Source organism: Salipaludibacillus agaradhaerens, from assembly GCF_002019735.1.
Classification (GTDB): domain Bacteria; phylum Bacillota; class Bacilli; order Bacillales; family Salisediminibacteriaceae; genus Salipaludibacillus; species Salipaludibacillus agaradhaerens.
In genome coordinates, this window is the sequence record NZ_KV917378.1 from 1,764,967 (window position 1) to 1,788,075 (window position 23,109).

Below are 23,109 nucleotides of genomic sequence, written 5' to 3' on the forward strand. Positions count from 1 at the left end.
GCAAAACCTCTCTAAGATTTTAGCTAAATTAAAAACGCCCTTTACTAATGAGAAAAGGCGTTTCGTTTCTATATAGAGCATGTTCTTATAGTTGTTACGTCTTTCTTTTTGGATGCATGTACTTTAACCATTTTCTCAACTTATAGCTCATAACACCGTAACTTAATAAGCCGAGTACCCCAACACCTAATCCAATATAGCCTAGGATTGGCTCGGTTAAATATAATCCGATTCCACTACCTATGCCTCCGATTAACGTCACTTGGAAACAATAGCGTTTGCTATTTTCATACATCGTAAACTGAAACTGTCTTCGCTGTTCTAATTCTTTCAGGTCTTCCATACGGTGAGGCAATTTTAAAAAGTCATTAACAGTATGGACGATTTTAAACATCGGCTGAGATTGGAGCCAATATCGGACAAAGTGCCATTTCGTATTACCTTGTTTTTGCAACCACTTCAAAAAGACTGGTTTCATTTGATCGATGATCTCATCTTCTCCAATTAAACTCGCTAAAATTCCCTCAATCGTCATAAATGAACGTCCTAAAAATACAAACCTTGTCGGGACTTGAATAGGAAGAGCTTGTATCATATTTGCCATCTCTAACTTTAAAGACATGATATCCATTTCCTGCAATTGAGAAGGCTGAAAAGTCATAAACTCGGCTAACACTTTTTCCATCGTCCGTGGTTCAGCGTCCGGTAGGAGAAAATCAAGTTGGATAAGAGCTTCCACAGCCTGAGAATAATTTTTCGATAGCAAACTTTCTATTAGTCGTTGAAAATTCATCGCATCATTTTTTGAAATCGTCCCAACCATCCCAAAATCTAGTAAGATAATTTTGCCTTCTTTTGAAAGGAGAAGGTTACCTGTATGGGGATCTGCATGAAAACTACCAGGCTCAAGCCACTGAGGCAAAAAGATCTCTGTAAGCCGTTTAGCCAGCTCTTGCTTGGTAATGTTTAGATGATTTAAAGCAGTTTCATCGGTTAATTTAATACCATCCACCCATTCCATCACTAACACTTTGGATGTGCTAAGCTCTTCTACAACAGACGGAATCAAGACCCCTTCATAATCTTCAAACCGTTTTTTAAATGTTAAAAGAGATTGCTTTTCTTTAGAGAAATCTAGCTCTTGTTCAATTACTTGCTTCAATTCCTTAAACAACACATTTAGATTTATAAATCCTTTCGGTAACGGGACAAAATGATTGGCAAACCAAATGATAATACTAAGTGTACGAAAATCCGTTTCGACAATCTGCTGGATGTTAGGCCGTTGCACTTTCACCGCTACTTTTTCACCGTTTTTTAATGTGGCGCGATAAACTTCACCGATTGAAGCTGAGGCTATCGCTTCTGTCTCCACCTGGGTAACATGGTCTTCTACTGAACTTTGCCACTCTTCAGCTAGAACTTTTTCTATTTCCTGCCACGACGATGGTGGTACTTTATCTGTCAAATCTTGAATTTGCTCAATAAATGGGCGGGGTAACAAGTCAGCACGAATACTTAATAATTGGCCGATTTTTATGAGCAGCCCTTCTAAATCGAAGAGTATTTCCCTGAACCCTCTCCCGATATCTTCCCATAGATGATCCCATTCTGACTGTGTTTTTTTACGAATTTTATACCAATAAATGCGGATGAAAATAGTTAAAGCAAACGCGATGATTTTATACATGCGCATGAATTTGCCGGTCGTTCCCATCTTTTCCTCCCGTTCTAAGCGTCTACGTTTTAATTAGCTGCATCTTATAAACAGTATAGCAGATCGACATGACAAGTCAGCTGTTGTCTTTAGTGAATCGCTAGAATTAGCGGATTAGTGTGGGTAACATGAGACTATGTTTCCTTGTTTACTTTTGATTAGAGTAACTCACTATGACTTTTCCCCTTACTATCTCTATCACGCTAATTTCTATTTTTGCTCTACAAATGTGATTGGCATAAACGGCCTTCTTAGATGATAAAAGAAAACAGGTAATTATAATTTTAATGACGACTTCTATGTAAAAAAATGTGCTCATGCGTCATTTTGCTTCATTAGCCCTTTAAAAATATGTTGTTGTCACTCTCAAAGATCCTTGATGCACTGTTATATAGCGTCTTTCGGAAGACCTTTTGCATTATCATCACTACACAGTCTGAATTCGAAGACCTCTATAACTGGCTTGTATGACTGTTTCCATTTTTATCGGAATGAAAGGCAAAGAAAAACCAAGCAATGTTCACAATAATCAATGAAAACCCACCAATTATCACACTATATAACATGACAGTGTCATTAGACGATAATAACATTAAAGCGCTTATCCCAACTATTGGCACGCTAGTTAATATGCCACCTCCGCATAATACAGCCATCACATACTTCATTGCTGGAACACCTATCCCATATAATAGTAATGGTATGAGGTAGACGAGTAAAATGCCTCCAATCGCTGTCCACATCCCATTACTTCCGAATTCATTAGCGTTTGGTCCTGTCTTGGCTAAAGGAGAAAGCGAGCACAAGACAATCACAGCACAGAAAAGCGTGGCAGACATCACACTGATAACTATTACGTTAAATTGCCTCTTTTTAAACATCATGTCGTAGATCCTTTCATGAATCTTGTTGTGTATATTTCTATTCTCAATCATCATGGATGCGGGCTGCCTTCATCATTTTTTTGCTGACCCACTCTTCCAGTTTAGGTTTCACAACAATATTTTTTAAACTAAATGATGGTATGTGTTAAAATAATCCGAACCTACTTACTTTGGGCCGGATTAAACTCTTTAACTCTTTAAAGCGTTAACTCCACAAGGTTCCCTTCTGGATCTTCTACTACACTTTCATAGTAACCGTCTCCCGTCACACGCGGACCGTTTACAACAGAGTAACCGTCTTTTTTAAGCCGTTCAGTCAATTCGTCGACAGCCTCTTCACTACCTGTAGAAAAAGCAATATGCGCCCAGCCTATCATCGTGTCAGAAGGTGTGTTATCCACACCTTGTTTCCTCATAATTTCTAACCTTGCACCACTTTCAAAACTTATAAAATATGATTCAAATTGCTTTCTTGTATTCGTGTATTTATCATTGGCTTGTCCGTTAAAGTAAGTGGTATAGAAGTGCTTCATATTTTCCAAATCATTGACCCATACGGCCACATGCTCAATTTTCATTAATGTCACTCTCCTTGGAATTTAATGCTTACTGATGAAGGCATAGATAAACGCGTTAAGCTCGTCTAATGATGTCATATTATCATTGCATACCATACTTTCCTTACATACATAGTTACCTCTTGAAATATTGGATTCATTTTTTTTACCCTTTATCTTTTTCGTAAAAAGACCTACTTCTCCAAAAGAGTGGCAAATCGTACATAATCCTTGTTTGCTGCTAGGGTGATAAAGTCCGGCAACACCCATAAGTCGTCCCTCAATGTTTACAACAAGATATTTTTTGTTTGTCCCTAAATCATACCACCCTAAATAACTAAGCGCATGATAATCGAATTGATCAAGGTCAGGTACCTTAAGTTTCTTTTCTTTCGGAAAAAGTCTCTCTATTTTCTTTTCAGAGACGCGGGGAAATGGGATGACATAAGGTTTTAAGCTAAGTAGGAACGAATCTGCCTCGTGGGCGTTTTTTACGTCAGTTAGTGCATCTAGCAAAGGCAACGCTTTCCCTCCTTGCCCTTCAACTAACTGAGCTACTTTCTCACGAGCTAATGTGATAACCGTATGAACCACATCTTGATCTTTATTAGTTGACTGAGCGTCCACAATCACTTTCGTCTGTTTTTTTATAAAATTATATTCATGCGGATGTAAAAACTCTTCCATCTTTCATCACCTATCTTATCTATTGAGTGTTCCTGACCTTTCTTTCTATTTAGTTTATAGTTTCTCCTCCTCTTTTAAAATGGCAAGAACAATTTCAAGTTAAATTAGACATATTAGCAAAGGGCATTCCCACGAAAAGCGGCAGTTTAAAAGAGAATCATCTCCTTTAAACTGCCAAGTAATCTTTTATCTCGTCTTTGAATAAACGATTTTTTTAATCGTTTCAGTTGCAAGAAAATACTCATTCGCTAATTGATCAATTGGTTTCCCGTTCGAAAATTCTGTCCTAATCATGGCATTCCGCTGATCTATCGCTTTCCTACCTCCCGACTTCGCTCCCCATTTACAATACGATCCAGGTTGCTTCGGGATATAGAGAGACGCACCTTGAATATACTTCTGAATTTCCAACACTAATTTTTCCGGTAAAAGCTCTGTTGCTTTCACTTGCTTCATAACCGCCCGCTCCTTAGTCTTTTATTTTTATCCAAAGATTAAGGGCAAAGCCGAGTATATTATGTCACATAGTCTTTAACGAAGACGAAAAATCCACACATCCATACAAAGTATCGTCTTCCATATACTTGGCTTTGCATGGGTCAGATCACTATCCGGCATAAAGCGAGTGTGTGCCATGAGAACCACCTCCTTTATAACGCCCATTATATATGAAAACTTGCATGAAACGTAGTCATTCTTGCTCGTACTGATCACGCAAATATTTCTGAAGGACGACAGCATGATTATATGTTTTATCCTTTGCTCCAAAGAGAAGGGTTATATTTTCTTTATAAGGCTTTATGTGTGTTAAAAAATCAATGATGCAATCTAATTTTGAAGGGTCCTCGTTTAATTCCTCTTCATATTTATTGGCAAATACATGAAACCGTTCAGGCTCATGGTTAAACCATTGGCGTAATTCGGGAGACGGCGCAACATCCCGACACCACTCATCAAATTGAAGCTCTTTTTTTGATAAACCTCTCGGCCAAAGCCTATCAACGAGGATCCGTTTGCCATCATCTTCTTCAGGACGTTCATATGCTCGTTTAATCTTGATGGCCATATGAGATGACTCTCCTCTCTATAATCATTTTATCCTTACCTCGTCTAATGTTCGCTTTTAATCGACTCATTGTTCTTTCCTTCAGGAAGGCAGGATTGGGTAAAACAGTTCGTTCATTTTCAACCGCCACTACCGTGACAACATCACGAGTGAAATTTCATTGATTTATTACTATTTACGACCATTTCACAACAGGCTCATACACATAATTTTGCAACGCATTAATGAGCGAGTCGACATCATTTTCCACTAAAATCGTCTCCCTGTACGCGGGGTTCATAAATCCTTCTTCAATCGTATGGTCTAACATGGTGACCAATGGGTTGAAAAAGTCGTGGGTATTGAGTAAACAACATGGTTTTTCGTGATAACCGAGTTGAGACCATGTAAATGCTTCAAACCATTCTTCCAATGTGCCAGCCCCACCAGGTAATGCCACAAATGCATCACTTAAATCTGCCATTTTAGCTTTACGCTCATGCATCGTTTTCACTACATAAAGGTCTGTTAAGCCATCATGAGCAATTTCCACATTTTTTAACTTTTCTGGAATGACGCCTATGACGTCACCGCCTGCTTCTAAACAAGCATCCGCCACCGCTCCCATACAGCCAACACGTGCGCCACCATAGACGAGGGTGATCTTTTCTTCAGCTAATCGTCTTCCTAATGCAGCGGCCATTTCTAAATAAATAGGACTTTCCCCTTTACTGGAGCCACAAAAAATAGCTACTCGTTTTATCGTCATATCAAACTCTCCTTTAGCTTGTTCTGTTAACAATGATGTGTACTTTTTTGATTAGTTGCTCAGTCAATTGTCCAAGGGTTTCTACTTGTTTTTCTCTAAATGGGGTAAGACCTATTGTTGCTAAATCATGTTTCAGTTCAAGGGGCAGCTCGCCTACAAAACTGTCAAGTGGTGTCCCCTCACCTGTCTCAAAGTATAACCAAATCACTTCACCATACATGTGCCATGTCACATTAACAGGATCCTGTTGTTCTTGTAGCCGTCGAGCTTTTCGGTCACATAACTCGTCATGGAGTGGTGCGAGGCTGTGAGCATCTCCTTTATACTTACGTAAAAACGCGCGATATTTTTTAACAATGGACACGGAATCATATGAACGCTGAAAAGGTGGATTCTCAATGAGTGACGTATAATGAGCGTTTAACTCCGTGCGAATGCACGGAAGAACATGTTGAGTGGCACACGATTGCCATGTCACATACAAGTAGAGAAAAGCCGCTTCTGCCCAAGCACCTAAAGCAGACATAGCCGCAGAATAACCCATTCCCCTTTTCAAGGCTTGACGGGCAGCTACCACTCGTTGATTAACAATGGCTGTCACCTCTTGCGTCATTGTTAATAGACCGTTAGCACTTGTTAAGTGATCCAATGCTACTTGTTTAATATGCGAGAACCTTTCCTCTGTATCCTTTAAAATAAGGATCTCAGTTAAAAATCTAGCATGCCACGGTGATTGGTATATGTCATGTTCACTAGGCAAATCACGGGTATGTAAGCACGTTAATTGAATGATTTCATCCTCATATACTTTATTAACATGTGTTTCTTCAAGCAAATTGTCTTCACAATAAATCGTGATATCAATATCACTAAACGCATCTGCGTCACCACGTCCTAACGATCCTCCAGCGGTAGCGTAGTTTATTGAATATGGCCACTCCTCCAAAAACCGGAGAACAGTTTGCCGTAATACGCCAGTCTTTCCGCTCATCTTTTATCTTACCTCCTGTCCCACTTTTTTTGATTCGCCCTCTTAATACTTCGCCTTCATGTCCTACTCTCCTTCTTAAACATTCTCCTACGCATACTTCTAAGAACATGACATTTGTCATGTGACATTCATGACATCGTCAACTAATTGACAGCTGTGACTCATCTTATACTTGCTATAGAGAAAACAGGAGGCGATTGTATGAAACTCATCGATGTACAAAACGTGTCAAAAGTATTTCAACATAAAACAGTCGTTAACGACGTATCACTTCACATTAGCTCTGGGGAAATTGTAGCACTTTTAGGTCCTAATGGGGCTGGAAAAACGACGACCATTTCTATGATTCTCGGTCTCCTCACTCCAACTGAAGGAACCATATCCATTTTTGGACAGAAGCCGGGAGACCTTGCTGCACGCCAAAAGATCGGGGTGATGCTTCAGGAATTAAGCGTGCTTGATGGACTCAAAGTAGGTGAGGTCATTGATTTATTTCGCAACTATTATCCTCACCCTTTACCTAAAGAAGAATTGCTCTCGCTATCTGGTCTGACGGACGAGGTAAAAAAACGAACAGAAAAGTTGTCAGGTGGGCAAAAACGGCGATTAAGTTTCGCCCTTGCCATAGCTGGTGACCCAGATGTGCTATTTTTTGATGAACCAACAGTTGGGATGGATACCCAATCGCGCCGCCAATTATGGAACACGGTAAAATCCTTTGTAAACAAAGGGAAATCACTAATATTTAGCACCCATTACTTACAGGAAGCTGATGATATGGCAGATCGCATCATTTTATTAAAGGAGGGCTCTGTCGTTGCTGAAGGGACACCAGATGATATTAAAGCAATGCTCGCGACGCAGACAGTCTCTTTCGTGTTAGAAGACACGTCACACATCACTGAGCTTAGAGAGCATCCACATATCATTGGTATGTACGAAAACCGTGGCAGAACATTTGTCGAAACGACTAATACAGATGCTGTTTTATCGTTTATTTTCACGCAAGGATTAAAAGTAAAAAATGTGCAAACGGATCAAGGTAAACTAGATGATGCCTTTGAAGCGTTAACAGTTTCAACGAAGGAGGACGTTTAAATGAAACTCATATGGTGTCAGTGTCGAGCAGAAATAGTCAGGCTTTTAAGAAATCCTTATTACGTCTTCTCGTCCTTATTAATGCCTATTATGTTCTACATTATTTTCACAAAGCTTGTCAACACAGGGGTTCCCGATCAAGAGGCGTGGCAAGCTCATTATTTAATGTCGATGACGACGTTTAGTGTAATGGGTTCAGCCATTTTAACACTTGGGATTCGAAATGTTCAAGAGCGGAGCCAAGGGTGGGCCACTTTCATGAAGGTAACTCCTCTTCCCGATCATCTTTACTTCTTTGCTAAAATGGTGGGCCAGTCCGTCATCCACATTTTATCGGTCATCGTCATTTTCACTGTTGGAGCCATCGTTAATAATGTCTCACTTCCTCTTATGACGTGGCTCACTGCAGGTAGTTGGATCGTCATCGCTTCCTTCGCCTTTATGGCATTAGGAACGTTGGTAGGGACAATGAAAAAGGTAGATACAGCTGTAGGTGTTGGGAATGTCATTTTTCTTGGGATGGCGATCACTGGAGGGATGTGGATGCCGTTAGAGTCCTTTCCTGCCCTGATGCAATCTATCGGTAAATGGCTCCCTTCCCACAGCTTTACGGATAGTGCTTGGGCTATTGTATCAGGTGGATGGCCTGAAGTAAGACATATTGCCTTGTTACTCGCCTACACGGTTGTGTTTATTCTACTATCAAGCTATATTAGAAGAAAACAGGAAGCGGGGACATAACGTTATGACGGCTGACCGCCACACGTTTGAGCTTTTTCCGAAAGACCAAGGAATCCTTCCTTACGTGTTTTTATTATATGTGTTATTACCGATAGCTAATTTAATGAGTGAACCTAGTCATATTCAACTGTTTGGCTATAGTCTCCTTGTCATTTTTATTATCACTTACAGACAGTTATATTTCACACTAGATACACCGAGCTATTCATTTTGGATTGCCCTTCAATTAGCGATCATTTTGACACTCGTTATCATTAATTCTCTTTTCAATGTATTCCTTTGTTTTTTTACAGCCCATTTTATTAGCTTGTACAAAGAGAAAAGGGCTTTCTTTATAGCATGGTCAGGTTTACTCCTTGTGATTTTACTGAGCACGGGCATGACATGGTCCGCCCTCTCTTTAAACGATTTAATAGTTCTCATTCCTTTTATACTCATTATGTTGTCAACACCTATTGGATATAGAGAGATGACTAAAAAAGCGGCGCTTGAAAAACAACTTGACCAAGCAAATGATCGTATTAAAGAACTGGTAAAGCTAGAAGAGAGAACACGAATATCCCGAGACCTTCACGATACGCTTGGTCACACGCTATCTTTTATTACATTAAAAAGCCAAGTCATCGCTAAAACAGCTGTTAACGATCCTTATTTAGCGCAACAGGAAGCAAAAGACATCGAAACGACGTCAAGGACAGCTTTAAAGCAAATGAGAGAGCTCGTGTCAGACATGCAAACGACGAGTCTCACAGCTGAAATCGCACATGCTGAGCTCATTCTTCAAGCTGCGCAAATAGACTTTAAGTATTCGAACGTCACTCTCCCAGAATCTTCTCCTAAACTAGCAGAGAATATTCTTGGTCTTTGTCTTCGAGAAGCGGTCACGAATGTCGTTAAGCACAGTCACGCCTCACGTTGTGAGGTTTCATTAAGTGAGCATCCTTCTCGCCTCCAACTATCTGTTTGGGATAATGGTAAAGGCATTAATAAAGAAAACGGTTCTGGTACGGGATTAAAGGGCATGACAGAGCGGCTAGCTCTTCTTGATGGTAAGATGACGATCAGTTCATCTGAAGGCACGACGTTAACATGTGTCATCCCTCTTTCCATTAAAGAAATGCGAACAGGAGCGTCATTATGATTAAAATAGTGTTAGCGGAAGATCAACAAATGCTAAGGGGAGCCCTCGGGCTCTTACTTAACCTTGAAAAAGATATGGACGTAGTCGGCCAGGCCTCTGATGGGGAAGAAGCCCTTTCATTGATTCATAAACTTAATCCGGATGTGTGCTTACTTGATATTGAAATGCCACTTAAATCTGGTCTTCAAGTCGCCGAGTCGCTTAAACGTGACGGTCATCCATGTAAAGTGATTATTTTAACGACGTTCGCACGCCCAGGTTATTTTGAGCGGGCCATTGAAGCCGATGTTTTCGGGTATTTACTGAAAGATGGGCCAAGTGAGGAACTAGCTGAAGCCATCAGAAACGTGATGAAAGGGAAAAGGGAAATAGCTCCTGAATTAGTGTTTGTTCAGAGTAAACAAAAAAACCCGCTCACAGATCGTGAACAAGAAATTTTGACTTGCGTCCGTGAAGGCAAAACAGTGAAAGAAATTAGTAAAACCCTTTATTTATCAAACGGAACAGTGAGAAATTATATTTCTGAAGCTATCGCAAAGCTTGAAACGAAAAACAGAATGGAAGCCGTGAAAGTGGCTGAAGAAAAAGGGTGGATATAAAACTCGAAAAGCGTTATTTTTCTGCTGACACTTTTTAATAAAGCGCGAACCTGAACTGTCCCCTTGTGATCATTCTTTATTTTGCCCTTACAACAACCTGTCCTAAAAACCAACACATCACATATGAAAAAAAGTGAACGGACGACGGACTATCCTTCCCGTCGTCCCTCTTTTATTTAATTCTCCTCCGCTGTAAGCCGCCCATACGGCCAGCTCGGTTCGTAGTATTAATCCCATAAAATCAGGTGAGCACAAAATAATAAAGGAGCATCACTTTTTAGTGACCTCGCGCCCTCATATCAAAAAAACACGTTTTTTGTGTAAGACACATTTTCTCATGATGTTTCAATCAGCCCTTCAGACTTTCCATATATCAGTAATTGCTCATAAGGGTCTCCTTGAAGTCCTAATAAACGGAAAAAAGCGGATTCCGTTTTATACCCTTGTTTTTTTAACTTAATGATCTTGCCTTTCATAGTAGAATCCCTCGCTAACAACCGATGTTCAATCATCATATGTAAGTAAGCGTATTGTGCTGTAACAGGCTGATCTTGACCGAATAAATCAAAAGGAACGTCGTCTATTAAGAACGTCGCTTTTGTCACTGGCTGTCCTCTGATTATTCGACGTTTTTGTGTAAATCCTTTCTCGTCTCCATAAAGAGAGATCACCATGTCATCAAAGCGTGTGAAATCCGACACGTTCAAAATAACATCCACATCGGAATCATAGAGATGAATCCCTAAAGGGAAGGTGCCACACACAGTCGGTTGATACGCTGTTAATTTCTCAAAAATCTGTGTCTTCTTTATCGCCTGAAACACACGGTACTGATGGGCATCCCCTTTTTTAAATAGGCTAGTATATCCTGTCCATTCATTGCTCTCCCCATGATATCGATTCGCTCACTTTAGCAAAAATGCATGTATCCCTTAATTCCTTCCCGTCCATTGACCATTCATCATTTCTAATGATGCCCTCAAGCTCAAAGTTCAGTCGTTCAGGGACCGCGCGACTTTTCTTGTTTTTAGGGTCACATCTAATTTCCACTCGTTTCGCTTTTAATTCTTGGAAAGCAAATTGTGTTATTCGTTCCACGGCTTCAGTGATATAACCTTTTCCTGTATAACGTGAATCAAGCCAATAACCGATTTCAACTTTCGGTACCTCCCAATCAATACGATGGAGACCGGAACAACCTATAAACTGACCTGTTTCTTTTTCAAAGATGTGAAGTCGTAAATCTTCACGCTTTAAAAAGTTAATGTGTGCCTCTCGTACATTGATTTCCACCTCTTCAGGCGTTTGCTCTTTCTTCGCAAACGGAAGCCATTTTTTCAATTCATCAGAAGCTGCTATAGCTTCGTGAACGGCTTCTCCGTCACCATATTGTGGCAACCTAATGATAAGTCGATCCGATGTCATTTCATTTGGAAAATCTAGTAATATTGGATTCATTGAAAAATCCCCTCTCGTATGATTTTTAGTGTAACGGAATTAACTGTGATTATAGTAAAAAAATTACAACATATTTGCTATTAACAGCTGTTAAACTTCCTCCCCCCTCATCCAATTTTAGATCTCTTCACTGTCATTAAAGCAATACTATTTAACCTATTATAATGGCTAGGAGCAATGGTTAAGTGGTGATTGTTTAGTTAATCTTTGAATACCTTCTGTGTCAACGTGAAGTGTAACGTTTATACCTCTAAAACTACTTAAAATTTAAATTAATACGTAGAAAGTCAATTCAAGTTTAACTAAAGTCTCCCTATAACATAACATTTAAGTGCTTTTATTTTAGCATATTTCTCCCATTTTTTTTGCATTGATCGTCATGTCACTCTGGAAGGTCAGCGATCGTTAGTTTACAATAGAAGACAAAGGGGAAAAGCTATAGCACTGAATCTCGCTGAGAGGAGTGCTCTTATTGCCTTTAACACCTGATCAACAAAGACGAAAATTACCTTCAAAATCAAGAGGGGACGACAAACGGCACGAAGAAAATGAGCGCTTTGAAAAATTGTTAGATAAGCTGGAAGATATGACGACAAAGGGGCATTTGAAAGATATGGCTTATCATTTCACAAATAAAAAGGAAGTGATAAAGGTCAATCTCCTGGCAGGTGTTGCTCGCGGCGTCGGTCTCACATTAGGGACAGCTATTTTTCTTGGTATCTTCTTTCTCATTTTATACAATACCGTGTCATTGCCTGTTATAGGTGATTATATTGCACAACTGTTGGACATGATTGAAACGTATCGACAAGAATAAAGCCCCAATAAAACTTTTTAGAGGTGATACATATGGACTGGTTAGGGATTGCAGTATTTATTTTATCATTAGCTTGCGCTGGATTCGTCATTATTTTAATTCCTGTTATGAAGAAGCTTGCTGCTACACTTGAGAATACAGCAGCCACGGTGGAAACAGTTAATAAAAGCATTGGAGAAATGGCAGGAGAAGCCACAGTACTTTTGTATAACACGAACGAAACATTGGCCGACGTAAATGACAAAATTGGAAAGCTTAATCCACTGTTTGATATTATTCATGATACAGGAGAATCAGCACATCATTTAACATCCACCTTAGTCAAATTCACATCAAATAAAGCTGAACGTGGAGAAGCAGCTGCTCAATTTACTGATAAAAACAATTTGGAAGGTCTATTGAGAGGCGCTGCATTTATTTATTATTTAAGACAAATGAAAAAAGAACGAGACAAATAACGTCCTTTTTTTCTAAACCTCAAAACAGCCAACTGTTTTTGAGGTTTTACTTTTTGGACTGTGATCTATATCACTGACAGATTTGAGTGATGGTTTTACACTATTACAACAGTTTAAATATCATTAATACAGATGGAGGAGATAAGATGACCACACTTTATGACAAGCTAGGTGGCGAATCAGCCATTGAAACAGCCGTAGACAGATTTTATGATAAGGTCTTAGCGGATGAAACGGTAAATCATTTTTTCACCAACACTGATATGACAAAACAGCGCCAGCATCAAACTAAGTTTTTATCATATGCACTAGGTGGACCGCACCAATATAGTGGTCTTTCAATGGAGAAAGCTCATGAGAATATGAACATTCAACCAGAACACTTTAATGCGATTGCTAACCATTTAAAAGCGACTCTCGAAGAGTTAAACGTTTCTGACGATGACATTGAGCAGGTCATGGAAAAAGTGGCGACTTTAGCGCCGAATATTATGTATAAATAAACTCAATTCACTAAACATTACACTGATAAAGCGAATGCCCCTTTCCCAAAACTTAATGGGAGAAGGGGCATGTTTATTGATTAATCCGCCAAATCACGTTTTTGGAAGTAGGTGAAGCATGCAGCCATAAAAATAATTCCGTAAATGGCTAAGATCATTAAGGAAAAGCCAAGACCGACATCTTGTAAAATGTGATCTTCCACGGCATATGTCGGTAAACTTAAATGCGGCAGGAAAATAAATTTATACCACGCATACTCCTCTAGCAACATTGTTAAACCTTGGAGGATCGAGGTGCTAAATAAAATGAATATCCCAATACCGACTGCCAATGTTTGACTTTTAAATAAAATAGAAATGGCAAAGGAAATGATGACAAACATCAGCATATTTAAGAAATAGAGACCAATCTTTGCCGGCAAAACCTCATTAACAGCCGTTATGACATTTCCTTCGTTCATCGTTAATTCGCTAACAGGAGATGAGAAACTACCTGTCCCAAAGAAGAGTGTACCAAAGATCAGATTACTAACGAGTAATAACCCGATAAGCGTTAGCGTAAAAGCTAATACCGTAACAAATTTTGATAAAAGAATTTGCCAGCGCTCATAAGGTCGAATGAGCAAATGCTTCATCGTGTTATTATCAATCTCAGAAGACACAATTGAGCTGGCAACAATAACAGAAAAGAGTGTGATAAATGATGCCACAAAAAGAAATGAATCGTTTAAGAAAATCATGTTGTTGTTAGCATTTGGATCCACACCTGCTTCTAATAGCTGTTCATTCTCTGCAATGACACTTTCTGCATATTCAATCTCCCATTCATCATCAGGCTCACTTGCTAGTATTTCTTCTTGTTCCGCAATCTCCCTTTCTAGGGTCATTTCCCACCCGTCCTCACTCGCTACATCCTCCGTAAGAACAAGAGAAAATAAAAGGGCAGCACCGAAAGAAATGGCGATAATAAGGGCAGCGAATGCCCACGTTTGTTTTTTATTCCATAACTTAATCCATTCATTTTTTAATAAGGACAACATTGTTATTCAGCCTCCTTTTGAAGCTTTGCTTCCCCATCAGCCGTCAATGCAAGGAACTTATCTTCTAAAGAGGCTTTCCTTAATTCAATAGCATAGATGTCAATAGCTGCTTCAACAAGTTTTTTATTCAATGTGGGAATATGGTCATATGATGTTTTTACAACAAGAATATGACCATTTTCTTTTTCCATGACAGTAACGGTTTCCATAGCATTTAATAAGTCATTAGCTTTGTTAACCTGTGATGCATTAAGACGTAAAGCAATCACTTGATCTTCTGTTTCATTACTTTCATTCAAGCTTTCAATAGTCGTCACATTTATAATTTTGCCTTGTTCCATAATAACTACTCTGTCACACATTAATTGCATTTCGGATAATAAATGGGAAGAAACCAGTGTTGAAATCCCTTCATTCGCTAGTTGTTGTAAATAATCACGGAGCTCTCTAATTCCTTTAGGATCGAGTCCATTTGTCGGTTCATCTAAAATTAACACAGCGGGATTATGTAGTAGTGCTTGCGCCACACCTAAACGTTGCTTCATCCCTAAACTATATTTTTTCACTTTATCGTTGATGGCATGCTTTAATTTTACAAGCTCAATCACTTCCTCATAACGCTCCGGAGGAATCTCCTTTTTCGCCATACGGCCGTATTGCTGTAAATTTTTATAACCACTCATATAATCGTAGAAGGCTGGGTTTTCAACGATAGCACCAACTTCTGATTTACACGCCTGTCCTTCTTCATCAAGGTCGCGTCCATTAATTTTGACGCTTCCTTCCGTTTTTTTAATGAGGCCGACAATCATGCGAATCGTCGTTGTTTTACCTGCTCCATTAGGTCCTAGCAGACCGAGAATTTCCCCTTTTTTCATTTGAAACGAGGCGCTATCAACAATTTTTTTATTCTTTTGTACACGCTTCGTAAGATTACTAATGTCTAACACAATTTCACTCATCTCTTGACACTCCTTTAGAATCATAAAAACTATGACACTTATTTCTTTAATAACTTACAAACTTGTGTTTAAAATTTAAAAATGATGCTATTAATACGTATACGGTGTTTACCAATAAAAGTTTCACCCTTAGATAAAATCTACAATACCACTGTTAATATCTATATATACACTAACACACTTTAGCTATTTTTCAACTATTTTATAATAATTTCCTTGTTTAAAACATTTTTACTCCTACACAACACACCTATAAAAAACAACTCATGCAGTGATCTTCTGCTACAGACGGCCCTTTCCCAAAGCCTTTTCTTCAGTTAACTTTTCCCATCTCTATTGATTTCCCTCAAGCCATCATCGTCAATGATAGACCACACTCATTAATTTCATTTAAATACTTTTTAGTTTTGTAGGTTTCTTGATAAATTATCGTGATGGTAGAATCGTAAGCTTATTTTTAGTGCATTTCTCTAAAATAAAGTGTTGACGTTCGCCTTCTTAATTGATTATGATTATCATTATCAATTAAGAAATTGGAGGAACAGCATGATGAAAAAAGTTATTTTATTTCCTTTAAGCCTACTCTTCATTGTTGTACTGGCTTCTTGTAATAGTGCTGACACACGTCATGAAACAAGTACAGACACTAACAATGAAGACGTGACTACAGATGAACGGCTTATTACTCATGAAGGCGGTGAGACAACCATTGTGGGAACACCTGAAAAAATTGCTGTCCTTGATTATCGTCTTGCAGACACATTGATAGCTTTAGATATAAGGCCTCATGCTATGACGACTTATTTAGGTGAGACAAACCTCCCTTACATAGAGAACACGTCCCTCGAAGGCATAGTGCCTCTTGGGGATGATGTCAACATTGAGGCATTATTAGAGGCCAAGCCTGACCTTATTATTGCGCGAACAAGTGAAGAAGGGATTTATGATTCATTAAGCAAAATTGCGCCTACCATTCTTTTATCTGCACCGGATGATTGGCGGGATAGCTTTAAAGAAGTTGCCGCTATCGTTGATAAGGAAGAGAAAGCTGAGGAATGGTTGAAAGATTATGATGAGAAAGCTGAAGCTCTCCGTACTAAGCTTGAAGAAAACATTGAAGCTGATGAAACATTCTTATATTTACGTGTTATGCCTAAAGAGATCCGTGTTCATGGGACAGACTTTAATTTGAGTGCGACACTGTTTCATGACTTAGAACTTACACCTGTGGAAGGATTGGAAAACCTTGATAAAGTTGAAACAATCTCGCTTGAGGCACTGACAACATATGATGCTGACCATATCTTTCTTGAAAATGGAGGGCCAAATGCTGTTGATGACCCAGAAGCTGAGGAGCAATTAAACACTCTTATGGAGAGCGCTATTTGGAATAGCCTAACGGCAGTAGAAAATGACCAAGTCTATTTTATGCCGCCTTGGGTCATCAGTGACTATCCAAACATTAAAAATAAATCCTTAGATCTAATTGAAGAAGCTTTAATCGAATAACTGTCAGGCTACTTACTTTGATAATCATTTTAGAACTTCAGGGCACATGAGAAACAGCGGAATTTAATTGAACGGTACCTAGATGTTAGCTAACGAATAAAAAGAGAGTGACGCTGATTTGAGGCTTTCGCGACACTCTCGCGCTTCTTTTCGTTTGAGTGGCGCTGATTTGAGGCTTTCGCGACACTCACGCGCTTCTTTTTACTTGAAACAATAAATGACAACATGTTAATTATCATTTATCAATAAGCAATCACTTTCACATACGAGCCTGCCAACGCTTTTTCTTTAGTCTGATTAATCATGCTTTTAGCCTTCTCGGAGAGGTGAGAAACAGGCTTCAAACCCCCATCAGTATACACGAGAGGATCAATGAGCCTCACTTTATTTTTCCGATGAAAAGTATAGTGAGTATCCGCTTCAACGACCGTTACATGCGGATGCAACCTGCTTAATTGTGTTTGAATACCTTTGTTTGAAGAGGCTGTTAACTTTGCCATCACCCGGGCGTCATCGTCCAAAAAATCATCCTCCGTCAGAATGTTTGCGTTGAGCGCCGTTTTTAATAAACTCGCCAGCGCTTCATATCCGTATACATTTAAAGGGTGCATGAAAAAGCCAATGACTTCTTTAAAATAAGTGCTGACAAACCACTCAGCCGACGACACCGTCTTCACCGCCATTTCCCCTTCAATTACAGTCAGATCAGCGATAAACTTGGTGACCTCCTCCTTCGTAATATGACCATATGTATACATATCACGTAACGTATAATCCACTCTATCGGCGCAAAGTGTCGGGGGTGGCTGTTCAAGTAACTGCCACTGGCCATGGTCAAAAAGCAGTTCCTCATAGTCGTAACCGTGTTGTAATAATATGATCGGTAAGTCTGACTTTCCAATCACTTGTTCATAGATTTTTTCATGATAATCCTCTTGGTCATGCTCGAAAACAGCGTCGATCACGTGAGAAAAGGCAGTGTGAGAGACATCGTGTAACAGCGCAGCTATTTGTTCTTCTAAGGAACCACCTAGATGTTTGACGAGCAGCATCGTACCTAAAGAATGCTCATATCTCGTCACATTCCAATCACGGTTTACTAAGTAGCTCGCCCCTCCTTGGTGAATCCCTTTCAATCTTTGGACTGGCTCACTCTCAATAATATTAGCTAACACCTTGTCTACGTTAAACGATCCGTACAACGGGTCTGTTACGATCATCATGACTCTCCTCTTTTGATTATTTGCAGCTCAAAGTTTTATGAGTTTGGCCTTTATCGATTAGGTCAGTGAGAGCCACAGCCATTCTTTACTGAACAGTCTTTAATGTCACTTCAATGACATTTGTTTTCACTTAATTGCCGTATCATCATTCTTATTTGGCCACGATGGCTAATTTCGTCCTCTAACATATGATACCAAAGATAATAATGATTAATCGGCACGCCATTAGGCCATTTATCTTCTTCAAACAGCCAGCTGTCATGTTGGGTTTTTAAGAACGTTAATGTTTGTTCTCTCACTTGCTGTAAGACCGTTATATAATAGCTCAACGGCTGTTGTTTATAGACCTCACAAGCTTTTTCTCCAAGCTCTAAAGCTGACTGCCATTTAGCATATTCTTTCTCGGTTAAGTCTCGTTGTTCAAATGTGAGAATTTGGTGCACGTATTCAATTGCCGCTATGTGCATTAAAAGTGTCGCAATGGTATTCCCGTTGCCTTGAAGGCGGGTATCTAATTTATCCTCATTAAGTGCCATCACCTCATCCAATGTCACGCTTCTAGCATTTTCAAGCATCCAGACAAGGGCACCTATTTTTTCTGAGTATCCGTTAACAGAGATTAGAGGATAATCCTTCATTTACATTCCTCCACGAGCATCAGTATTATTTATGTTTTGGAAACTACATCTTTTGTGATGTCTGATGCCTTCATTAGACTATCATCATAAAAGCTCCCTTTTATATTTTTAGATAAGTCACATAGACTATCTTAGCATCTTTTACCATTTATATGGTGTATAAATAAAACTTTTACTTTGTGTTATCCCTTTCATTAATCGTTACAAACATGAGGGTATCAAGGAGAAGAGGACAAGAGATTTTACCTATTTTCATTTAACAGTTGACATGAATTGGGTTTAAATTTATAATGTTTACCATAGGAAACTTTCTTTCTCTTAGGAAATTTCCGTGCGTATGTGTAGATGCCTTCTACTCCTCTTAAAGCAAACCGCCTGTTGCTCCCAAACAGGCGGTTTGCTTTTGATATTCTTTTATCTAAAAAGCTGAGTAAGCAGCATATTTTCATTTCCTGACTTTTATTGATATGCTCATTATGATAGCTTACTTACTAAAAAAAAAGAAGGGAAAGACATTGAATAGACTCATAAAAGATCATTGGTACGTTCAATATAGTGAAGAAACGCTTCCCGCTATTCAAAAAGGATGGGTATTGCCAGTAGACAAATGGGCTGACTGTGACCCTTTTATTTTAATGGCCGAAGATTGGTTTAAAAAAGGAACATTTCCTGATCATCCTCATAGAGGCTTTCAAACGGTCACGTATGTGATTGACGGTCGCCTAGAGCATATTGATAATGCAGGAGGCAGAGACATTTTACAAGCTGGTGATGTTCAATATATGAATGCTGGCTGGGCAGCAAGACACGCAGAAGACGGGGTAGAAAATGATATTGCCCACACCTTGCAATTGTGGGTAAATTTGCCGAAAGAAAAGAAAAAAACTGATACTTTTTATCAAAATGTCTATGCGGAAAAGGCGCCTGTCGTCGCAATTCCCGGTGGTACCTTAAAAGTGTTCTCCGGCTCTATTGCAGGCATAACAGGGCCTTTACAAACAATCGTCCCTATGACATTAACGGAAATTAATTTAGAGGAAGGAGCCGAATACATCCACCGTACTCCTGCTAATCACAATGCTTTCTTATACGTCCTATCGGGCGACGTGACGATTGGTAAAGGGGGAGACGAAGAGGTACAGCTTAAAAAACACGGTGTTGCTACGTTTCAATACGATGAAACGGGAGATTCCCACGTAGAGAGTGATTGTCGATTGATTGCTAACGAGCGGCGAACAAAGCTCCTTTTTTATAGCGGTTTACCTATTAAGGAACACATTGTTCCGTACGGACCTTTCGTCATGAACACGATGGATGAAATTAAAGAAGCTTATCGTGATTACCACGACGGAAAATTCGGTCCACCGGCCATTTAACACAAGACTGCCTCCATTACGCTGAGGCAGCTCTTTTCTTATCCAAGATTTTTCGTCAATACATCTTAATTCGAGTAAGGCCCATGTTGAAAAAGGATTTATCGCATCAATTAGCTGAATAGCCCCCTCAAAGAAACACTCGTCTGGAGCAAAAGGTCAATGAATTATCTTTTTTTACAGATGTCTTTTATATGATGAAATGGGTTCATGTCATAAATTCACAACAAGCCTTTCTTTTTAAATGGCTTCTCCATCTAATTCGTTTATTCTATCCCTAGCCAATATTAAGTAGACAGTTCACAACAATTAGTAGATTAATACGACTTTCATAAGGGCCAATTTATTGGCATACGAATATCGCCTGTCTAATCACAAAGATGGTAGATTGGCGATATTCTAATAATGACGTTTGACCGTGCTTATCCCGGACACTTTCGCTACACGATGTTCGGCAAGTGACTTAAATGTAATAGTGACGTGCTCTTTTCCTTTTGTCAGTTCATACGGAAGGAGGTATGTGGAATATGTGAATTGATTTAAGTCGTCGGATCTTATGAGATCGTTGGTGATACACTGCTCATCAACAAAAATGTCAAATCCAATTGTGTCGTCTTCTTCAAGCGGATAGGTGACGACAAGCTGCATCACAATGGCAGGCAACACGGCCAATTCGAACGAAAACCACCCATTTTTCCATGTACTACGATAAGCACGGTTAAATACAGAACCATGAGAGACATGTTCACCTTTAAAATGATGATCTCTTTCCGGCTGCATCTCCCCCGGCTGAACCACATCCACTGTTCTCTCTTGTTCTAACCGATGCTGTTCCAAAACCAATTTGTATCCACTCTCAGCTTTTTGCCATTCTTCTTTCGAAAAGACATCCCAATATACGGTATATTGGTGGTCGTGCATTTTGTAAAACGGTATAAGGTGAACATCATGAGGATACCCAAGCCCCTCCGTTTTCCACATAAACGATTGTTTATCTTTATGAAAATGGTCTAATAAATGACCTTTCTCACTTATTAAGACAGGGACAGGAAACACGTCACTGAGCCTGTCATCTGATTCTATTGTTTCGTTACGATTAACCTCTCCCGCTAATACGAGCGGACCATACATGAAGGCCATGCGATTAGTGTTATCGGGCATGGTTTCAATTCTAAGAGACATAGGCAACGTCAAATCGATTGTGTCACCTTGAGACCAAACGCGCTCAATTGTAATAAACTGTGACGGTGTATCGTTCACTTCAATAGACGTTCCATTTATTTTTACGTGGACTCCTTTTTCAGCCCAGTACGGCACGCGTAGATTGACAGCTAGTTTAATTGGTTGCTCAGTGTGAAATGCTACGTTTATGTGTTCGTCGTCAGGATAAGCTGTCTTTTGAATGACTTCCACCCCATATTCTTGCCACTTTAACGTGGAAGGAAGATATTGTGTAATAAAAAGAGACTTTTCACTATAATAATAAATACCTTTACCATAGCTTGCATGATTCTCCATCCCTGTCCCTACACAGCATGAGAATTCTCCAAACTTTGACCGATAATCTTTCTGCCCACCCATATCTAACGAAAGAAAATAATTAACACGACCGTCTTCCGGGTGCTGAGAAGCTAAAATATGATTAAATAGTGCCCGTTCATAATAATCAGCCTGTTCAGCCAACTGGTTCCATTTAAACGTATGGCGTGTGAGCTTTAGCATATTGTACGTATTACACGTTTCGCATGTGGTCGCTCCCAACCTTGCATTCAACCTATCTGGCTCTCCGAAATGTTCTGCATAGCTATGACCCCCGATAACATATGAATGATGGTTCACGACTCGTTCCCAAAAAAACTCTGCAATCTCCCGTGAATTCTCGTCACCTGTGGCTTCATATTTTTTAGCCAAACCAATCACTTTCGGTATTTGTGTGTTCGCATGGTTGCCTGCTAAGGTGTCCTTTTGTTCCTTTAACGGATCAAGGATGGGTTTGTGATAAAATTTATCAGCTAACGCTAAAAAGGTATCATTCTTTGTATCTTCTGCTAAGTCAACGAGAACTTCGTTCATACCTCCGTATTCACATCTCAATAACGCCATCAATTGTGCTTCGTTTAGTGGGTTAACGATTCTTGCGAGCCACTCACCTAGCTTTTTCTCCACGTCCAATGCTTTTTTATTGTCGGCGTAATAATAGGCATCTCGAAGTCCTGCAAATACTTTATGCAGTGAATACAGTGGGACCCAACCACCATTAAGATCAAAACCTTGAGAGATAATATTTCCCGCTCTCACTTCTTCAAAAATCTCTTTACCCCGTGGAATACCAGATATAAAACCGTCTCCATCACTTTTCTGGCACAATGCTAACTCGTCTACTATATACGTCACACGTTCCTTAATGTCTTTATTCCCTGTGGTCGCCCACATCATGGCACAAGCAGATAAATAGTGGCCAAGTGTGTGCCCTGAAATACCCATGTCCTCCCAACCTTTATAATTAGGGGCTTTCGGTTTTAAACCAGCATATTCTCGATACCGAGACAGAAGGCGGTCAGGCTCCAATTCAAGTAAATAAGCTTCATTGAGAGCCATCGCTTTTTTTATAGGTCCGTCAGTAATCGTCACATCGTGTAACGCAAACTCATTCAACACTAGCCGCACTCCCTATCTAAATAGTTTTAACTTAACTAAATGTTAGCATTTCTAACTCATTTTAACGGTAGTGAAACTGGAATAATAGGTGGACTTTTACGACTTTTATATTGTAAACTCATCGTGCCTCTTCATCACTTTATATGATAATACGAATCTTCAATCAGAGGGCGTTTTACGGACGGTTATCTGTGCTAAAATTAAGAAGTAAGTTAGTTGAAAATGCGTTAGGAGCAGGCAG

24 protein-coding genes are annotated in these 23,109 nt (G+C 39.4%); 9 read left to right on the plus strand and 15 right to left on the minus strand.

What is annotated here, in order from left to right:
* Nucleotides 1-94: 94 nt before the first annotated feature.
* The 8 genes from BK581_RS08410 to BK581_RS08445 all read right to left on the minus strand — a co-directional run bounded on the left by BK581_RS08410 (nucleotide 95) and on the right by BK581_RS08445 (nucleotide 6,650).
* On the minus strand, nucleotides 95-1,717 hold the full coding sequence (locus BK581_RS08410) for an ABC1 kinase family protein (RefSeq protein WP_078577750.1): 1,623 nt from the start codon (nucleotides 1,715-1,717) through the stop codon (nucleotides 95-97).
* A 452-nt stretch (nucleotides 1,718-2,169) separates the two neighbouring features.
* The gene (locus BK581_RS08415; protein WP_245828966.1) at nucleotides 2,170-2,601 is read right to left on the minus strand and encodes a DUF5391 family protein; all 432 of its coding nucleotides are present in this window, start codon (nucleotides 2,599-2,601) and stop codon (nucleotides 2,170-2,172) included.
* A 197-nt stretch (nucleotides 2,602-2,798) separates the two neighbouring features.
* Nucleotides 2,799-3,179: a VOC family protein gene (locus tag BK581_RS08420; RefSeq protein WP_078577751.1), complete on the minus strand. Its 381-nt coding sequence runs from the start codon at nucleotides 3,177-3,179 to the stop codon at nucleotides 2,799-2,801.
* Between the two features lie 21 nt (nucleotides 3,180-3,200).
* Nucleotides 3,201-3,845 (minus strand): FusB/FusC family EF-G-binding protein, encoded by a 645-nt coding sequence (locus BK581_RS08425; protein WP_078577752.1) that lies wholly within the window; start codon nucleotides 3,843-3,845, stop codon nucleotides 3,201-3,203.
* A gap of 186 nt (nucleotides 3,846-4,031) precedes the next feature.
* Nucleotides 4,032-4,301, minus strand: coding sequence for a CD3324 family protein (locus BK581_RS08430; protein ID WP_078577753.1), 270 nt, complete (start codon nucleotides 4,299-4,301; stop codon nucleotides 4,032-4,034).
* Nucleotides 4,302-4,536: 235 nt separating this feature from the next.
* Nucleotides 4,537-4,911: a DUF488 domain-containing protein gene (locus tag BK581_RS08435; protein ID WP_078577754.1), complete on the minus strand. Its 375-nt coding sequence runs from the start codon at nucleotides 4,909-4,911 to the stop codon at nucleotides 4,537-4,539.
* A 175-nt stretch (nucleotides 4,912-5,086) separates the two neighbouring features.
* Nucleotides 5,087-5,659, minus strand: coding sequence for an LOG family protein (locus BK581_RS08440; RefSeq protein WP_078577755.1), 573 nt, complete (start codon nucleotides 5,657-5,659; stop codon nucleotides 5,087-5,089).
* Nucleotides 5,660-5,672: 13 nt separating this feature from the next.
* Nucleotides 5,673-6,650, minus strand: a complete 978-nt coding sequence (locus BK581_RS08445; protein WP_078577756.1) for a nucleotidyltransferase domain-containing protein — start codon at nucleotides 6,648-6,650, stop codon at nucleotides 5,673-5,675.
* A 201-nt stretch (nucleotides 6,651-6,851) separates the two neighbouring features.
* Here BK581_RS08445 and BK581_RS08450 point away from each other — a divergent pair, with 201 nt between their 5' ends.
* Genes BK581_RS08450 through BK581_RS08465 form a run of 4 tightly spaced genes read left to right on the plus strand, consistent with a single transcriptional unit; the run spans nucleotide 6,852 to nucleotide 10,229 of the window.
* Nucleotides 6,852-7,748, plus strand: coding sequence for an ABC transporter ATP-binding protein (locus BK581_RS08450; protein ID WP_078577757.1), 897 nt, complete (start codon nucleotides 6,852-6,854; stop codon nucleotides 7,746-7,748).
* Entirely contained in the window at nucleotides 7,749-8,489 is a 741-nt protein-coding gene (locus BK581_RS08455; RefSeq protein WP_078577758.1) for an ABC transporter permease, read from the plus strand.
* A gap of 4 nt (nucleotides 8,490-8,493) precedes the next feature.
* Entirely contained in the window at nucleotides 8,494-9,630 is a 1,137-nt protein-coding gene (locus tag BK581_RS08460; protein WP_078577759.1) for a sensor histidine kinase, read from the plus strand.
* Complete coding sequence (locus tag BK581_RS08465; RefSeq protein ID WP_078577760.1) at nucleotides 9,627-10,229, plus strand: response regulator transcription factor; 603 nt, start codon at nucleotides 9,627-9,629, stop codon at nucleotides 10,227-10,229. The genes BK581_RS08460 and BK581_RS08465 overlap by 4 nt, the downstream gene beginning before the upstream one ends.
* A 335-nt stretch (nucleotides 10,230-10,564) precedes the next feature.
* On the opposite strand, the gene BK581_RS08470 is transcribed toward BK581_RS08465, so the two are convergent.
* Together BK581_RS08470 and BK581_RS08475 are read right to left on the minus strand one after the other, a co-directional pair.
* Entirely contained in the window at nucleotides 10,565-11,053 is a 489-nt protein-coding gene (locus tag BK581_RS08470) for a DUF4269 domain-containing protein (protein WP_078577761.1), read from the minus strand.
* A 52-nt stretch (nucleotides 11,054-11,105) separates the two neighbouring features.
* A complete protein-coding gene (locus BK581_RS08475) occupies nucleotides 11,106-11,687 on the minus strand; it encodes a GNAT family N-acetyltransferase (RefSeq protein WP_078577762.1) in 582 nt (193 codons plus the stop codon).
* Between the two features lie 472 nt (nucleotides 11,688-12,159).
* On the opposite strand from BK581_RS08475, the gene BK581_RS08480 reads away from it, so the two are divergent.
* From BK581_RS08480 to BK581_RS08490, 3 genes are all read left to right on the plus strand, one after another.
* Entirely contained in the window at nucleotides 12,160-12,504 is a 345-nt protein-coding gene (locus BK581_RS08480) for a DUF5665 domain-containing protein (protein ID WP_078577763.1), read from the plus strand.
* 32 nt (nucleotides 12,505-12,536) lie between these two features.
* Nucleotides 12,537-12,962, plus strand: coding sequence for a DUF948 domain-containing protein (locus tag BK581_RS08485; protein ID WP_078577764.1), 426 nt, complete (start codon nucleotides 12,537-12,539; stop codon nucleotides 12,960-12,962).
* A gap of 146 nt (nucleotides 12,963-13,108) precedes the next feature.
* Nucleotides 13,109-13,465 carry a group I truncated hemoglobin gene (locus tag BK581_RS08490; RefSeq protein ID WP_078577765.1) on the plus strand — a complete coding sequence of 119 codons (357 nt, stop codon included), beginning with the start codon at nucleotides 13,109-13,111 and terminating at the stop codon, nucleotides 13,463-13,465.
* An 80-nt stretch (nucleotides 13,466-13,545) separates the two neighbouring features.
* On the opposite strand, the gene BK581_RS08495 is transcribed toward BK581_RS08490, so the two are convergent.
* Together BK581_RS08495 and BK581_RS08500 are read right to left on the minus strand one after the other, a co-directional pair.
* On the minus strand, nucleotides 13,546-14,505 hold the full coding sequence (locus BK581_RS08495) for an ABC transporter permease (RefSeq protein ID WP_078577766.1): 960 nt from the start codon (nucleotides 14,503-14,505) through the stop codon (nucleotides 13,546-13,548).
* 2 nt (nucleotides 14,506-14,507) lie between these two features.
* Entirely contained in the window at nucleotides 14,508-15,467 is a 960-nt protein-coding gene (locus tag BK581_RS08500; RefSeq protein WP_078577767.1) for an ABC transporter ATP-binding protein, read from the minus strand.
* A gap of 546 nt (nucleotides 15,468-16,013) precedes the next feature.
* Here BK581_RS08500 and BK581_RS08505 point away from each other — a divergent pair.
* Entirely contained in the window at nucleotides 16,014-16,976 is a 963-nt protein-coding gene (locus tag BK581_RS08505) for an ABC transporter substrate-binding protein (RefSeq protein ID WP_078577768.1), read from the plus strand.
* A 242-nt stretch (nucleotides 16,977-17,218) separates the two neighbouring features.
* Here the strand turns inward: BK581_RS08505 and BK581_RS08510 are convergent, their stop codons facing one another.
* Nucleotides 17,219-18,196 carry an HD domain-containing protein gene (locus tag BK581_RS08510; protein WP_078577769.1) on the minus strand — a complete coding sequence of 326 codons (978 nt, stop codon included), beginning with the start codon at nucleotides 18,194-18,196 and terminating at the stop codon, nucleotides 17,219-17,221.
* A gap of 113 nt (nucleotides 18,197-18,309) precedes the next feature.
* Entirely contained in the window at nucleotides 18,310-18,837 is a 528-nt protein-coding gene (locus BK581_RS08515) for a DinB family protein (protein ID WP_078577770.1), read from the minus strand.
* 476 nt (nucleotides 18,838-19,313) lie between these two features.
* On the opposite strand from BK581_RS08515, the gene BK581_RS08520 reads away from it, so the two are divergent.
* Nucleotides 19,314-20,213 carry a pirin family protein gene (locus BK581_RS08520; RefSeq protein ID WP_078577771.1) on the plus strand — a complete coding sequence of 300 codons (900 nt, stop codon included), beginning with the start codon at nucleotides 19,314-19,316 and terminating at the stop codon, nucleotides 20,211-20,213.
* A gap of 396 nt (nucleotides 20,214-20,609) precedes the next feature.
* Here BK581_RS08520 and BK581_RS08525 read toward each other — a convergent pair whose 3' ends face one another.
* Nucleotides 20,610-22,877, minus strand: a complete 2,268-nt coding sequence (locus BK581_RS08525; RefSeq protein WP_407690332.1) for a beta-L-arabinofuranosidase domain-containing protein — start codon at nucleotides 22,875-22,877, stop codon at nucleotides 20,610-20,612.
* Between the last annotated feature and the right edge of the window lie 232 nt (nucleotides 22,878-23,109).